The following is a 13882-nucleotide window of genomic DNA, read 5'->3' on the forward strand; positions in this document are numbered from 1 at the left end:
TTACCTCACTTCCAAACTCAACAGATCATCGACCGTCTCCCGGCGCAGGATCAGGCGGGCCTGCCCGTTGCGCACGGCCACCACAGCGGGGCGGCCGATCAGGTTGTAACGGCTCGACATGGAATAGCAGTACGCGCCGGTTGCCGCGACACCGAGCAGATCACCGGGCGCGATGTCATCGGAGACCCACGCGTCGCGCACGACGATATCGCCGCTTTCACAATGCTTTCCGACGACACGGCCCAGCGTCGACGCGCCATCACTGGTTCGGGAGATCAGTCGCACGTCGTATTCGGCGCCGTAGAGCGACGTCCGGATGTTGTCGCTCATGCCGCCGTCCACGCTGACGTAGCGGCGGTGCGCGGACGGGCTGACGGCAACATCCTTCACGGTGCCGACCCGGTACAGAGTGATGGTGCCGGGGCCCGCAATGGCCCGCCCCGGCTCGACAACCAGCCGCGGGGTGGGCAGGCCGACCGCCGCCGACTCGTTGTGCACGATCGCGCCGAGCTTGGCCGCGAGATCCTCGACCGGGGGCGGATCGTCCTGCGGCAGATACGAAATACCCAGTCCCCCACCGAGGTCGACGGTCGAGATCTGTGCGGTCTTGTCGACGCCGAATTCAGCGACCACGTCGCGCAGCAGACCGATCACTCGATGAGCGGCGATCTCGAAGCCCGCGACGTCGAAGATCTGCGAGCCGATGTGGCTGTGCAGCCCGACCAGTCGTAGGTGGTCGGTCTCGAACACCCGGCGCACGGCGGTCATCGCGGCGCCGCTGGCCAGCGACAAGCCGAACTTCTGGTCCTCGTGCGCGGTGGAGATGAACTCGTGCGTATGTGCCTCGACGCCGACGGTCACCCGCACCAGTACGTCCTGCACGACACCTGCCGCGGCGGCGATTTCGTCGAGGCGCTCGATCTCGATCATCGAATCCAACACGATGTGGCCAACCCCGGCCTTGACTGCCGCCGACAGCTCGTCCACGGACTTGTTGTTGCCGTGCAGGGCAATTCGGTCCGCAGGAAAGTCTGCATGCAGTGCGACGGCGAGTTCGCCACCACTGGCCACGTCCAGCGAAAGGCCTTCCTCGTTGACCCACCTGGCGATTTCGGTGCACAGAAAAGCCTTGGCCGCGTAGCGGACGTTCTCGCCGCCGCCGAATGCCGCGGAGATCTCGCGGCACCGCGACCGGAAGTCGTCCTCGTCGATGACGAAGACCGGCGTGCCGTACTCGTCGGCGATGTCGGTGACCTTGACTCCGGCGATCGACACAACGCCGTCGTCGCCCCGAACTGTGTTGCGTGGCCAGACATTCGGGGCGAGCATCAGCAGCTGGTCCGACGATTGCGGACGCGGCGGCGTGCCTGCGTGGTGGATCTCCTCGGCGTGCCGAGGGCCCGCGGGATGCGCCATTACATCCGCTCCGGTGCGGTGACGCCGAGGATTCCGAGGCCGTTCTCGATGACCTGGCGGGTGGCCTGGCACAGCGCCAGCCGTGCGGTGTTGAGCTCGTTAGGCTCTTCGTCGCCCTGCGGCAGAATCCGGCAGGAGTCGTAGAACCGGTGGTAGTCGCCGGCTAGGTCTTCCAGGTAGCGCGACACCCGATGCGGCTCGCGCAGCGCGGCGGCGGTTTTCAGCACGCGCGGGAATTCGCCGATGTTTCGGATCAGCGTGCCCTCCTTCTCGTGCGTGAGCAGCTCGAGATGGGAGGTATTAGGAATGAGGCCGAGCTCGGCGGCGTTGCGCGCCAGTGCCGAAAGCCGCGCGTGCGCGTATTGCACGTAGTAGACCGGGTTTTCGCTGGACGCCGACGACCACAGCGCCAGGTCGATGTCGATCGGTGAGTCGACCGACGACCGGATCAGCGAATACCGGGCGGCGTCGACGCCGATCGCCTCGACGAGGTCGTCGAGCGTGATCACCGTGCCTGTCCGCTTGCTCATCCGAACCGGCTGCCCGTCACGCACCAGGTTGACCATCTGCCCAATCAGCACCTCGACGGTGGCGGGGTCCTCGCCGAGAGATGAAGCGATTGCCTTGAGACGGGCGATGTAGCCGTGGTGGTCTGCGCCGAGCATGTAGATACACAGGTCGGCCCCGCGCTCGCGCTTGTCAAGGTAGTAGGCGATGTCGGCGGCGACATACGCCGGTTTGCCGTCGCTCTTGATGACGACGCGGTCTTTGTCGTCGCCGAAGTCGGTGGTGCGCAACCAGGTTGCGCCGTCCTTCTCGTAGATTTTGCCGACGTCGCGGAGCCTGGTGATGGCCTGATCGACGCGGCCGCTGGTGTGCATCGAATCTTCGTGGGTGTACACGTCGAAGTCGGTGCCGAAGTCGTGCAGCGACTGCTTGATATGGGTGAACATGAGGTCGACGCCGATCGAGCGGAACGTCTCGCGCATTTCGTCATCGGGCTGGCTCAGCGCGCCGGGCTCCTTGGCAAGCACCTGGTCGGCGATGTCGCCGATGTAGTCGCCCGCGTACCCGTCGTCCGGAGTCGGTTCGCCCTTCGCCGCCGCGATGAGCGAGTTCGTGAACCGGTCGATCTGGGCGCCGTGGTCGTTGAAGTAGTACTCCCTGACCACCTTGGCGCCTTGCGTTGCCAGCAGCCGCCCGAGCGCATCGCCGACGGCCGCCCAGCGGGTGCCGCCGATGTGGATAGGCCCGGTCGGGTTGGCGGAGACGAACTCGAGGTTGATGCTCTGGCCATCGAGCGCGTCGGAGTGTCCGTATGTCTTGCCCGCGTCGATGACGTTGTTGACGATGGCGCCCTGGGCGCTGGCGTCGATGCGAAGGTTGACGAAGCCGGGCCCGGCCACCTCGGCCGAGGCGATACCGTCGGCGTCGGTCAGCGCCGTCGCGAGCCATCCGGCCAGCTCACGCGGGTTTGCGCCGACCTTCTTGGCGAGCTGCAACGCGAGGTTGGTCGCGTAGTCGCCGTGCTCGGGGTTTCGTGGCCGCTCGACGGTGACCGTCGCGGGCAGCGCCGATGCATCCAGGTCGTGCTCGGCCAGCACCGCGGCGGCGACGGTCTTGAGCAGCTCGGCCAGGTCGGCAGGGGTCACGAGGGTCCATCCTATGGTCTGGGGTGGTCAGGCCCCGAATCGTTAAACCCTGGTTGCCGTCAGTCAGCGGCTCTGCGCTCTGATCCCGGTGATCACCACGAAAATGAGGACGACCGCCAGTGTGACGGCCGTGACCATCGGAGGAAGGCCGCCCGCGAAGCCGATCCCCGCGACGACAGGGATGGCGAGCGTCGGCCACGGCCATGCGGCCGACCACCGACGAGCCGTACCAGCCATGACGAGGGCCACGCCGATCAAGAACACCGCGGTGCCGCCACACAAGATCAGGCGGCCGGCGGCCGACAACCCGTCCCCGGGATGAAGAATGAACTGCTCGACCCCGATACCGACGGCAGTCAAACCCATGACGACCGGCAGGTGGCCGTAGACGAATCGGTCGTGGCTCGAATTGGACTGACTGTCCTCGTCGATCAGTCGCTGGTTGGCTGCGGCAGCTCCAAGTTCGAAGTAGCTCCACCACAAGGCGGCCGTGACGACGAAGACGACGACGGCCATCACGAAGGACATCAGCCGCCAATCGGTGTCATGCAGGCTGACCACCGTCGATGCGATCGATTCGCCGAGCACCAAGATGGCGAACAGGCCGAACCGTTCAGGCAGGTGCTCCTCGTGCAGGGGGATGCTGCCACCGAATCGGGTCGCGAGCAGCGGGGCAAACGCCTCGCACAGCACACCCAAGGCCCACAACACATACATCGGCGGCCCGGAGAACAGAAGCGACATCGACCACAAGCCCGCCCCGGCCACCGCGCCGGCAAGGTAGAACCTCATGGTCGGCCGGGCGTCGGGCACATGGCGATAGGCCCGGGCGTACAACACGAGCAGCACCACACGGGTCGCGACGTAGGCGGCAACGAAATACGCTGCGTCCCCGGCGGTGGCCCGGCTTGCCGCGGCCGCCATCACCACGATCGCGAAGGTCAGGCCGAGCTTGGCCAGTTTGTAGGGCACGTCGTTGGTGTCGAAGCGGTTGGCGTACAACGTCGTCGTCACCCACGACCACCAGGTGACCGTGAACAGGGCGCTGAACACCAGGAGTCCGTGCCACGTCAGATCTTTTGCGAACGCCGTGCTCAGCTCACCGACGACCAGCACGTAGGCCAGGTCGAAGAACAGCTCCAACCGCGTTGCCGTCCGATCCTCATCGGTACGCAAGCGCGGCGGCTCGATGAGCCGAGGCGGCTCGGGCCGTTCCTCTGTGTCGGTCACATGCTCCACCCCTCGGGCGACCCAGAGGCGTTCTCGCCGGTTCAGCCGCAGTCAGCAGATACCCGGGCGGGGCACGGTTATGCACGTCCCGTTCATTCGAAGCGTCAGCGCGATGGGTTAGGCTGTCGAAGCCCGAACGGCGCAGATTGTCATCAGCGCCCCCGTAGCTCAGGGGATAGAGCGTCTGCCTCCGGAGCAGAAGGCCGCAGGTTCGAATCCTGCCGGGGGCACCAGCATTCCCAGGTACTTGCCGCAATCGCGGCTACGTACCTCATCTACCCGCGCGGCGTGCACGAATTCTGTTCTCCTGGGTTCCGATCGGCGGACTCCAGTCGATTTCGGCCCGCAACTCATCGGCTGCGCCACGGACGACATCAAGAAGGCGCTGCGGTGTTCGCCGACACCCATGCCCGCGTCGGCATCCTGCCCTGGTCGCCGAACAGGGCATCGCAGATGGCAGACACGCGACCCGTCCCCCGATTGTGCGGGGTCATACGGGACGAGCCGGGCGGGTGGATGCATCCGCACAGTGACGCACGGCATTTTTGGGCGAACCAGCGGCCGTCCCACGATCACGAAGCTACGGCCCGTTCGTGAATCTCCTCTGCCGTGTCGAGCATCTGGCGAGTGCTGGTGAACCAGTCCTGCAGATTCAGATCCACGATGAGCTCGTCTGCGCCAGCCTCTGCAACCGTTCGGACGTCGTCCATGATCTGGTCGAGAGTGCCGACGAACGCCGATCGGTCCGGTCCCGCCGGACGGTCAGTGAAGGTGACGTTTCCCACCACAACCATCTCCATCCGGCTCGTGTCCCGGCCATACTCAGCGGCCATCTCTCTGATGCGGTCCCAGTTTGCGCGCAGTTCTGAGGCTCCAGCTTTCCCAGGTTTGCTGAGGACCGGCAGCCAGCCGTCCGCGCGTTTGGCAATGCGCTGCAGGGACTTGGAAGTGGTGCTGCCACCGCCGGCCAGCAACACGGGGATCTTCGAAACGGGCTTCGGCAGGACCGAGGCATTGTCGATGACTACGCGAGGGCTGCGGAAAGTCACCGGGTCCGGGCCCCACACGGCGTCGAAGACGTCCAGCGTCTCGTCGAGGAAGCGACCGCGATCCGCTCGGTTGGCGCCGGCGGCCTGGAATTCATCGGTGGACCAGCCGGTGCCCATACCTGCGATCACGCGGCCGCCGCTGATCTGATCCACCGTGGCCAGCGCCTTCGCCAGCTGGACGGGTGTGTGCAGCGCAGCGACCAGGAGGGCAACACCGAGGCGCACCTCTTCGGTCGCCACCGCCGCTGCGGTGAGGACTGCCAGGGGGTCGGCGGCCTGCCGCGAGTGTTCCGGCCACGGCACGTTGGGCAGTTCGACATATGGTTCGACGGGCATCTCCGGGAAGAGCAGTCGTTCATACGTCCACAAACTGGCGTATCCGGCCGCTTCGGCCGTTCTGGCTGCCTCGACCAAGTCGTGTTGTAGGTCCACTCCCAATCTCTGGGGCAGGCGAAGTCCGAGCTTCATTGGTGTCGGTCCTGTACTCATGCGGCGATGCTCCCGCCGCCGTCGACCCGAATGACCTGGCCGGTGATGTATCCGGCGTCCTCGTCGAGCATTGCGTGGATGGCATGGGCGATCTCGCGCGGTGACCCGACGCGATGCAGTGGGATGCTCTCCAGCAAGCTCGCTTCGCGCTCCGATCCGATCGGGCTGCGCTCGCGGTACAGCTCTGTCTCGGTAGGCCCCGGCGCAACGGCGTTCACCGTGATACCGGTCGCGGCCAACTCCTTGGCCCAGATCCGGGTGCAGGCTTCCAGCGCCGCCTTCGCCGCCGCATACGGCGTGCGTTCGGGCGTCCCAAGCGTGGTCAGACTGGTGACATTGACTATGCGGCCCCATCCCGCGGACAGCATTCCGGGCAGCGCCGCCTGCGTGACCTGAATGGCGACACGCACGTTGAGGTCGTAGGTGTCGAACAGGTGATCCAAGTCAATCGAGCCGATGCGGCCCATCCGCACGAAGCCGACGTTGTTCACCACGGCGTCGATCGACCCTTCCGCAAGGACCGCGTCCAACGCCTTGGCAGTTGCCGCACGATCGGCGAGATCGACCTCGTGAAACTCGCCGGGAAAGGTGGCCGGTCGCGTGCGCGCCAAGCCAACCGGGATGTTGCCCGCTTGTGCCACCCGGTCGCCGACGGCACGGCCGATGCCTTTCGATGCGCCGGTGATCAGCACTCGTCGTGGTGACATGGTGTCCTCCTCGTTAACGTCTTGCTGATCACTTCAACGTTCTGGCGGGACTAAAACGCATACCGACGCCGCTATGCCGGTATGCCGTTCATTGCATGTCAGGAGTGCCGATGCCGACGTTGCTGCAGCTGAAGTCTTTGTTGGCCGTCGTCGACGAGGGTGGTTTCACCGCAGCCAGCCACCGACTCGGGATGTCTCAACCGGCCATCAGCCGCGCCGTGGCGACCCTCGAGAAGGAACTGGGTTCACCGCTGCTGGTACGCGGTAACCGAGGCCTCGCGCTCACCGACGCCGGGTCGTCGGCGCTTCCCCACGCGCGAGAAGTATTGCGCCACTTGACACTGCTGCGCACTGAGGTCGCGACACTCGCCGGCGAGGTCACGGGAACACTCAGCCTGGCCAGCCTGCCGAGTGTCACTGGAACCCTGATCGCCCCGCAGTTGCAAGCCTTTGCCGCCCGCTATCCGGCGGTCACCATCCGGTTGCTCGAGGGCAGCGAGCAGGAGGTGCGGGACTGGCTGGATCAGGGCGCGGCCGAGGCAGGCGTGGTCAGCCTGCCGATCAAAGGCCTGGACTCAGCGGTGATCGGCGACCAGGACATGGTGGCAGTGCTGCCCGCGGACAACCGGCTGGCCGGCTGGGATGAGGTCGACTACGTCGAGTTGGCCAAGGAGCCGTTCATCCGGTCGACCGGCGGTTGCGCCGAAGTGTTCATGCCGATGGCGCGGCGGGTCGGGGTGGACTTCGACGTGGCCTTCGAGGCCCGTGAGATGTCGGCAGTCCTCGAGATTGTTCGGGGCGGCCTCGGCGTCAGCATCCTGCCCAGCGCCGGACTGCCCGCGCTGCCCGACGGGGTGGTGATTCGGCCGCTGGTACCCAGAACCATTCGCCAACTCGGCGTGGCGGTCTCGGCGAGCGCGGCGGCGCCCGCACGGGCGTTCCTGGAACAGATCGCCGCTCTCGCAGTAAAGCCCCAGAGCCCCTGACCGGCCTGTCGCAGGATCGAACCGATGTATTTAATCAACTGTGTGCGGGCGGCTCGGCCCTCTGGCACCGGCGATAGCGGGTAGACGTGTACCGCGCCGGCTTCCTCGTGATAGCGCAGTCGCCGGACCGGCAGTAGGTCGCGAAGCCGACGACAGTCTGCGACCGTGATGTCCCGGTCACCTACGTACAAGTCGATGGTTGGAAAGTTGGAAAGTCGTCGAACGCGGCATGGATCGGACTGACCTGGAAATCCTCGAGTGGCACCGAGCCTGCCCATGACTGCCCGCAGATCCGCATCCCAACTCGGGTCAGCCAAGGGTCGGAAGGTTCTATGACGTCTATTTCGGGGTTACTGAGCGTGACGTCGTGCAGCCTCGTGAACGCAAACATTCACAATCCGGCTGATTGTCTAGCGCCACCATGGATCGTCGCCCAACAAAACCCGTTGCCCCCGCCTTACTGCGGGCAGAAGAGGTCGCCGGGGCGGTTGCGTGGCTCGTGTGCGACACGCAGACGTTCATTACGGGAACCTCGGGGTTGCTCGACGCGGGATTTTGCTGCAGAACTAGCCGCGCCCGCCGAAGAAGACACGGGCGCCGGTGTGGTTGAGCCCCGAGCCTGCAGGTGACATATGTCACCCAGCCCCACACCCGCGCGCGAACTCTGCCCGAATCGCCCGACTTCACCGAAAAGTATTGGACTGCCGCCGATTTGAGAATGCGAACTTCGACTCGGTGAGCAGATTCACACCCCCTCACAGCAACTCTTCAGGAATATATAGGTTCCCTATGGTATTTCTTCTGATAGGGCGATCGCCCTGCTCAGAACGCTTGTTGAAGGAGAAGTTGAGATGTCAACTTCAGCCACTGCCCGCGACCTACGGCGCCAGCGCCGATTCGAGAGATTGACCGCAGGCGACGCGCAATTCGTTGCCGCCCAGCCCAATCCAACTATCAGAGAGACGCTCGAAGGTCCCGACGTCCTCCTTACCGACGCGATCCGCACGGTAATGGAGGGCTACGCCGACCGGCCCGCACTCGGCCAGCGCGCCGTCGAATTCGTCACCGACGCGGCCGGACGCACCGTCGCCGAGTTGCAACCCCATTTCGACACCCTGACTTACCGCGAAACCTGGGCACGCGTCCGGGCTCTCGCTGACGCACTGGCCGACAATCCTGTCCGGCCCGGCGACCGCGTGGCGACGCTCGGCTTCACCAGCGCGGACTACGCGATCGTCGACATGGCGTTGTCGCTGGTCGGTGCCGTCGCCGTTCCGCTGCAGACCAGTGCGCCGGTGCAACAACTGCACCCGATCCTCGTCGAGACCGAACCCGTCGCCGTCCTGTCCAGCGCCGACCACCTCCAAGACGCCGTCGAGCTCGCGCTCACCTCCTACACACCCAAACGTCTCGTGGTCTTCGACTACCACCCGCAGGTCGATTCCGACCGCGAAGCCCTTGAATCCGCCGCGGCTCGCCTCGCCGACCGGGATGTCCAGGTCGAGGCTCTCGACGACGTCATCAACAGCGCCCCTGCGCACTCCGCCGGTCCGGAGATCCACCGCGGCGACGCGCAGACACTGCGGTTACTGATCTATACGTCGGGGTCAACGGGAACCCCGAAGGGCGCGATGTACACCGATCGTCTGATGGCCAATTGCTGGCGGGGATGGCACAGGCCCAGCTTCGACCCCGGCGGCAAGCTACCGGCGATCACGCTGGACTTCATGCCGATCAGCCACATCATGGGTCGGCAGATTCTGTATTCAACACTGGGCGCAGGCGGAACTGCCTACTTCACGGCCCGCAGCGACCTGTCGACTCTGCTCGAGGATCTGGCGCTGGTCCGCCCGACCAAGCTCGATTTCGTCCCACGCCTCTGGGAGATGCTCTTCCAGGAGGTGCAGAGCGAGGTCGACCATCGCTGGACCGACGGGGCCGACCGTGAGGCCGTCGAACTGCAGGTGATGGCCGAGCAACGCGAGAACCTCATTGGCGGGCGGCACTTCTCGGCGCTGACGGGTTCCGCGCCCATTTCATCCGATCTGTTCGCCTGGGTGGAGAGGTTCCTCGACATCCCCCTGACCGAGGTCTACGGCTCTACCGAAGACGGCATCGTCATCGTCAACGGCGAGGTTCAGCGGCCGCCGGTGGTTGAGTACAAGTTGGTCGACGTGCCAAGCCTCGGCTACTTCGGCACCGACCGGCCCCACCCGCGCGGCGAGTTGGCGGTCAAGACACCGAATCTGATCCCCGGCTACTACAAGCGGCCCGAGGTCACCGCCGAACTGTTCGACGCCGACGGCTGGTACTACACCGGTGACGTGATGGCTGAGATCTCGCCCGACCGGTTGGTGTATGTGGACCGCCGCAACAACGTCCTCAAGCTCTCGCAGGGCGAGTTCGTCACCGTCTCCAAGCTGGAGGCGGCCTACGGCGGACACCCGTCAGTGCGTCAGATCTTCGTGTACGGCAACAGTTCCCGCTCTTACCTCCTCGCCGTCGTCGTCCCGACCGACGACGCGCTGACCACCGTCGGCGGCGACCCGAACGCGGTAAAGCCGCTGCTGAGCGAGGCGTTGCAGAGCGTCGCGCGAGAGGCGGGCTTGCAGTCCTACGAGATTCCGCGCGACTTCATCGTCGAGACGACACCGTTCACGCTGGAGAACGGACTCCTGACCGGCATCCGAAAGCTGGCCCGCCCCAAGCTCAAGGAGCACTACGGCCCGGCCCTCGAACAGCTCTACGCCGACCTGGCCGATGGGCAAGCCGACGTGCTGCGTGCCCTGCGCAGAGACGGAGCGAACCGCCCGACGCTCGAGACGGTGAGCCGGGCGGCCGGCGCGCTTCTCGGTGCCGACGCTGCCGACGTCGCGGCCGGTGTGGCGTTCACCGACCTCGGCGGTGATTCGCTGTCCGCGTTGACCTTTGGAAATCTGCTCCACGACATCTTCGACATCGATGTGCCGGTTGGCGTGATCGTCAGCCCGGCCAGCGACCTGGCAGCTATCGCGGCCTACATCGACGCGCAGCGTGCCGGTGGGACCAAGCGGCCGACCTTCGACGCCGTGCACGGTCGCGACGCGACCGAGGCGCACGCCCACGATTTGACGTTGGACAAGTTCCTCGACGACGCGACGCTGACCGCCGCACGGTCTCTGCCCGGCCCGAGCCAGGAGGTCCGTACCGTCCTGCTGACCGGGGCCACCGGGTTCCTGGGGCGCTACCTCGCGCTGCAATGGCTCGAACGCATGGATTTGGTCGACGGCAAGGTGATCCTGCTGGTGCGCGCCAAGGACGACGCCACCGCCCGGCACCGCGTCGACTCCACGTTCGACAGCGGCGATCCCAAACTGCTCGAGCACTACCGATCGCTGGCCGCCGACCATCTCGAGGTCATCGCGGGCGACAAGGGTGAGGCGAACCTCGGCCTCGACGAGGCCACCTGGCAACGATTGGCCGACACCGTCGACCTGATCGTCGACCCCGCAGCGCTGGTCAACCATGTGCTGCCCTACAGCCAGCTGTTCGGACCCAACGTCGTTGGCACCGCGGAGCTGATCCGCATCGCCCTGACCACCCGGATCAAGCCGTACATCTACGTCTCCACCATCGGTGTCGCTGACCAAATTGAGCCGGGAAAGTTCTTCGAGGAGGCCGACATTCGGCAGATGAGCGCGACCCGCCAGATCAACGACGGTTACGCCAACGGCTACGCCAACAGCAAGTGGGGTGGCGAGGTGCTCCTGCGCGAGGCCCACGACCTGTGCGGCCTTCCCGCCGCGGTCTTCCGCTGCGACATGATCCTGGCCGACACCACCTATGGCGGACAGCTCAACGTGCCCGACATGTTCACCCGGATGATGCTGTCCTTGGTGGCCACCGGCATCGCACCGTACTCGTTCTACGAATTGGACGCCGAGGGCAATCGGCAACGGGCGCACTACGACGGGTTGCCGGTGGAGTTCATCGCCGACGCGATGTCGACACTGGGCGCCAACGTGGTCGCGGGCTACGAGACCTACCACGTGATGAACCCGTACGACGACGGCATCAGCATGGACACCTACGTCGACTGGCTTGTCGAGGCGGGCTACCCGCTCACCCGGGTGCCCGAGTACGCAGACTGGCTGGCGCGCTTCGATACCGCGCTGCGCAGCCTGCCCGACAAGCAACGTCAAGCGTCTCTGCTGCCGCTTCTGCACAACTACCAAAGGCCCGAACACCCGATCAACGGATCGCTCGCGCCTGCAGATCACTTCCGCGCGGCTGTGCAGGACAACAAGATCGGCCCCGACAAGGACATCCCGCATGTCTCCGCCGAGGTGATCGTCAAGTACATCAGCGATTTAGAGTTGCTCGGCTTGCTCTGACCGACGGCCAAACTCAACGCGTGCCACATGCGCAGAATCGGCGGGTCAGTCGAGCAGTGCGGGCAGGGGTACGTGCATCAAGGCGCAAGCCGCGCGCAGCATTTCGGCCTCCGCCGCTGTCACGGTGCCGTCGTGAACCACCGACTGCACCATCGCCTCGACGAGCGCCTGTTTGGCCTTCGGCGCCAAGGCGTCCAGCGCAGCCCAGCCGCCGTCGAGCGTCTGCTGCCAGCTGTGCCGACGCGGGCTGTCCGGCGTGGCGGCATCGCCGTACAGGCGGCGCAGCGCACCGTGGAACGCGTGCGCCGAGGTGTCCGGGTCGCCGCCGCTGGCGACGGCGAGCGTGGCGAGCAGGGTTGTCACCACCGGTCGCACGGTCTGCAGCAAGCCATTGCCCACCTTGCTGCGGCGGTACGGGTCGGCGCCGTCCAACAGGTAGCTCCACACCAGGCGGGTCAGGCAGTACTCGAACATCGTCACCGTGCCGTCGGCGACGGCGAGATCGTTCAGCGCTGCGACCAACCGGTCCTGGTCGTCGCGGGGATGGGCCGCCAACTGCGGCAGAGCCAGCGCGACGAACGGCATGCGCAGATCTTGCGGCAGCCTCGCCATCTGCGCTGCAAGCGCCGCCGCGTCTCGCGCCTGCGCCGGCCCCATTCGCGCAACCACCGAGGCAAGCTGGCGGGCTTGCAGCGCCTCGCCGGGTGGCGCGAGGAGCAAGGCGATGACGGCCGCAGGCGCCGTCGTCGGCTGGGTGGCGAGCTGTCGGATGTCGTCGGGCAGTCGCGCGTGCAGGGCGGCACCGTATTTCAGGTCGGCCGGGGTGAAGGTGCCTGCGCGGGCGACGACCTGCTCGGCGGTGATCGCATGTCGACCGGGTGCCGGGATCGGTTCCGGGGTCGGACGGCCCAATGCCGTTCCGGCGGGCGCAAATCCGGCGGCGATGTCCTCGGCCAACCCATCGGGTGCCTGCTGGGCGTAACGCTGTTTCAGTTCGTCGATCTCGCGCGGGTCGAAGCTGGGGTTGAGTGCCCTGATCCGTTCCGTCAGCGGCGGATGCGTCGCCCACAACGAGGAGAACGAACGGCGCACTCCCTCGCCGAACAGCATGTGGCTGACCTCCGCCGCGTTCCTGGAGTCGCGCAGTCGCGAGCCGGTCGGTATGCCACCGATCTTTTTCAGCGCGCCCTCGAGCCCATCGGTCTGCCGGGTGAACTGCACGGCCGACGCGTCGGCCAGCCACTCGCGCTGCCGGGACACCGCGGCCTTGATCAGGTTCGCGAAGAACACGCCGATGAATCCGAGCACCATCATCGCGAACGCGACGGCCACGAGCGGCGCGCCGGACTTACTGTCGCTGCCGCGGCCGCCGCCGAACTGCAGGAAGCGCAGCCCGATCATGCCGATCAGCAGGATTCCGGCGAGAAGCCCGATGAGACGGATGTTGAGCCGCATATCGCCGTTGAGGATGTGACTGAACTCGTGCCCGATCACACCTTGCAACTCGTCGCGGTTCAACTGGGCCAGCGCTCCCCCGGTGACCGCGATGGCCGCGTCGGCCGGAGTGAATCCAGCCGCGAATGCGTTGATGCCCTGCTCGCGGGGCATGACGAACAGTCGCGGCGTCGGGACCCCAGAGGCAATCGACATCTCCTCGACGATATTGACGAACCTGCGCAGCTGCGGATCGGTGGTCGTGGGATCGACAGGCACCGCGCCGACAGACGCGGCGACGGCTGCTCCGCCCTGCCGCAACGAAATCGTCTTGAAGAGCATGCCGCCCGCGATGACCAACAACGTGACCACGCTGACGACGATGACCACGGGGACAATCGTCGAAACGCCGAAGTTCTCGTACGCCAGCGCGAGTGCGGCGGCAGCGTCGACGCCTGCGACGAGCGCGACCACGGCGGCCACGAAGAGGAACACCAGCTTTAGCGTGGAGCCCTTGGCCGCCCGCTGGTGGTCGAAGAAGTTCAT

8 protein-coding genes and 1 tRNA gene are annotated in these 13882 nt (G+C 65.9%); 3 read left to right on the forward strand and 6 right to left on the reverse strand.

The features are described from left to right. The 3 genes from lysA to D6M19_RS29320 all read right to left on the reverse strand — a co-directional run bounded on the left by lysA (window position 1) and on the right by D6M19_RS29320 (window position 4298). Window positions 1-1416 carry a diaminopimelate decarboxylase gene (gene lysA, locus D6M19_RS29310; protein WP_123028803.1) on the reverse strand — a complete coding sequence of 472 codons (1416 nt, stop codon included), beginning with the start codon at window positions 1414-1416 and terminating at the stop codon, window positions 1-3. Beyond that, a complete protein-coding gene (gene argS, locus D6M19_RS29315) occupies window positions 1416-3068 on the reverse strand; it encodes an arginine--tRNA ligase (protein ID WP_123028804.1) in 1653 nt (550 codons plus the stop codon). The genes lysA and argS overlap by 1 nt, the downstream gene beginning before the upstream one ends. Before the next feature lie 63 nt (window positions 3069-3131). Further along, entirely contained in the window at window positions 3132-4298 is a 1167-nt protein-coding gene (locus D6M19_RS29320; protein ID WP_234835110.1) for a low temperature requirement protein A, read from the reverse strand. A 157-nt stretch (window positions 4299-4455) separates the two neighbouring features. Between D6M19_RS29320 and D6M19_RS29325 the strand changes: the two genes are divergently transcribed. After that, window positions 4456-4531, forward strand: a tRNA-Arg gene (locus tag D6M19_RS29325). 339 nt (window positions 4532-4870) lie between these two features. On the opposite strand, the gene D6M19_RS29330 is transcribed toward D6M19_RS29325, so the two are convergent. Beyond that, on the reverse strand, window positions 4871-5836 hold the full coding sequence (locus D6M19_RS29330; protein ID WP_234835111.1) for a TIGR03619 family F420-dependent LLM class oxidoreductase: 966 nt from the start codon (window positions 5834-5836) through the stop codon (window positions 4871-4873). Then, on the reverse strand, window positions 5833-6543 hold the full coding sequence (locus tag D6M19_RS29335) for an SDR family oxidoreductase (RefSeq protein ID WP_123028807.1): 711 nt from the start codon (window positions 6541-6543) through the stop codon (window positions 5833-5835). The genes D6M19_RS29330 and D6M19_RS29335 overlap by 4 nt, the downstream gene beginning before the upstream one ends. Window positions 6544-6653: 110 nt before the next feature. Here D6M19_RS29335 and D6M19_RS29340 point away from each other — a divergent pair, with 110 nt between their 5' ends. Next, window positions 6654-7529: a LysR family transcriptional regulator gene (locus D6M19_RS29340; protein WP_123028808.1), complete on the forward strand. Its 876-nt coding sequence runs from the start codon at window positions 6654-6656 to the stop codon at window positions 7527-7529. A gap of 851 nt (window positions 7530-8380) precedes the next feature. After that, on the forward strand, window positions 8381-11902 hold the full coding sequence (gene car, locus D6M19_RS29345) for a carboxylic acid reductase (RefSeq protein ID WP_123028809.1): 3522 nt from the start codon (window positions 8381-8383) through the stop codon (window positions 11900-11902). Between the two features lie 45 nt (window positions 11903-11947). Here car and D6M19_RS29350 read toward each other — a convergent pair whose 3' ends face one another. Continuing rightward, window positions 11948-13882 carry a M48 family metallopeptidase gene (locus tag D6M19_RS29350; protein WP_123028810.1) on the reverse strand — a complete coding sequence of 645 codons (1935 nt, stop codon included), beginning with the start codon at window positions 13880-13882 and terminating at the stop codon, window positions 11948-11950.

Source organism: Mycolicibacterium stellerae, assembly GCF_003719305.1.
Classification (GTDB): Bacteria; Actinomycetota; Actinomycetes; order Mycobacteriales; family Mycobacteriaceae; genus Mycobacterium; species Mycobacterium stellerae.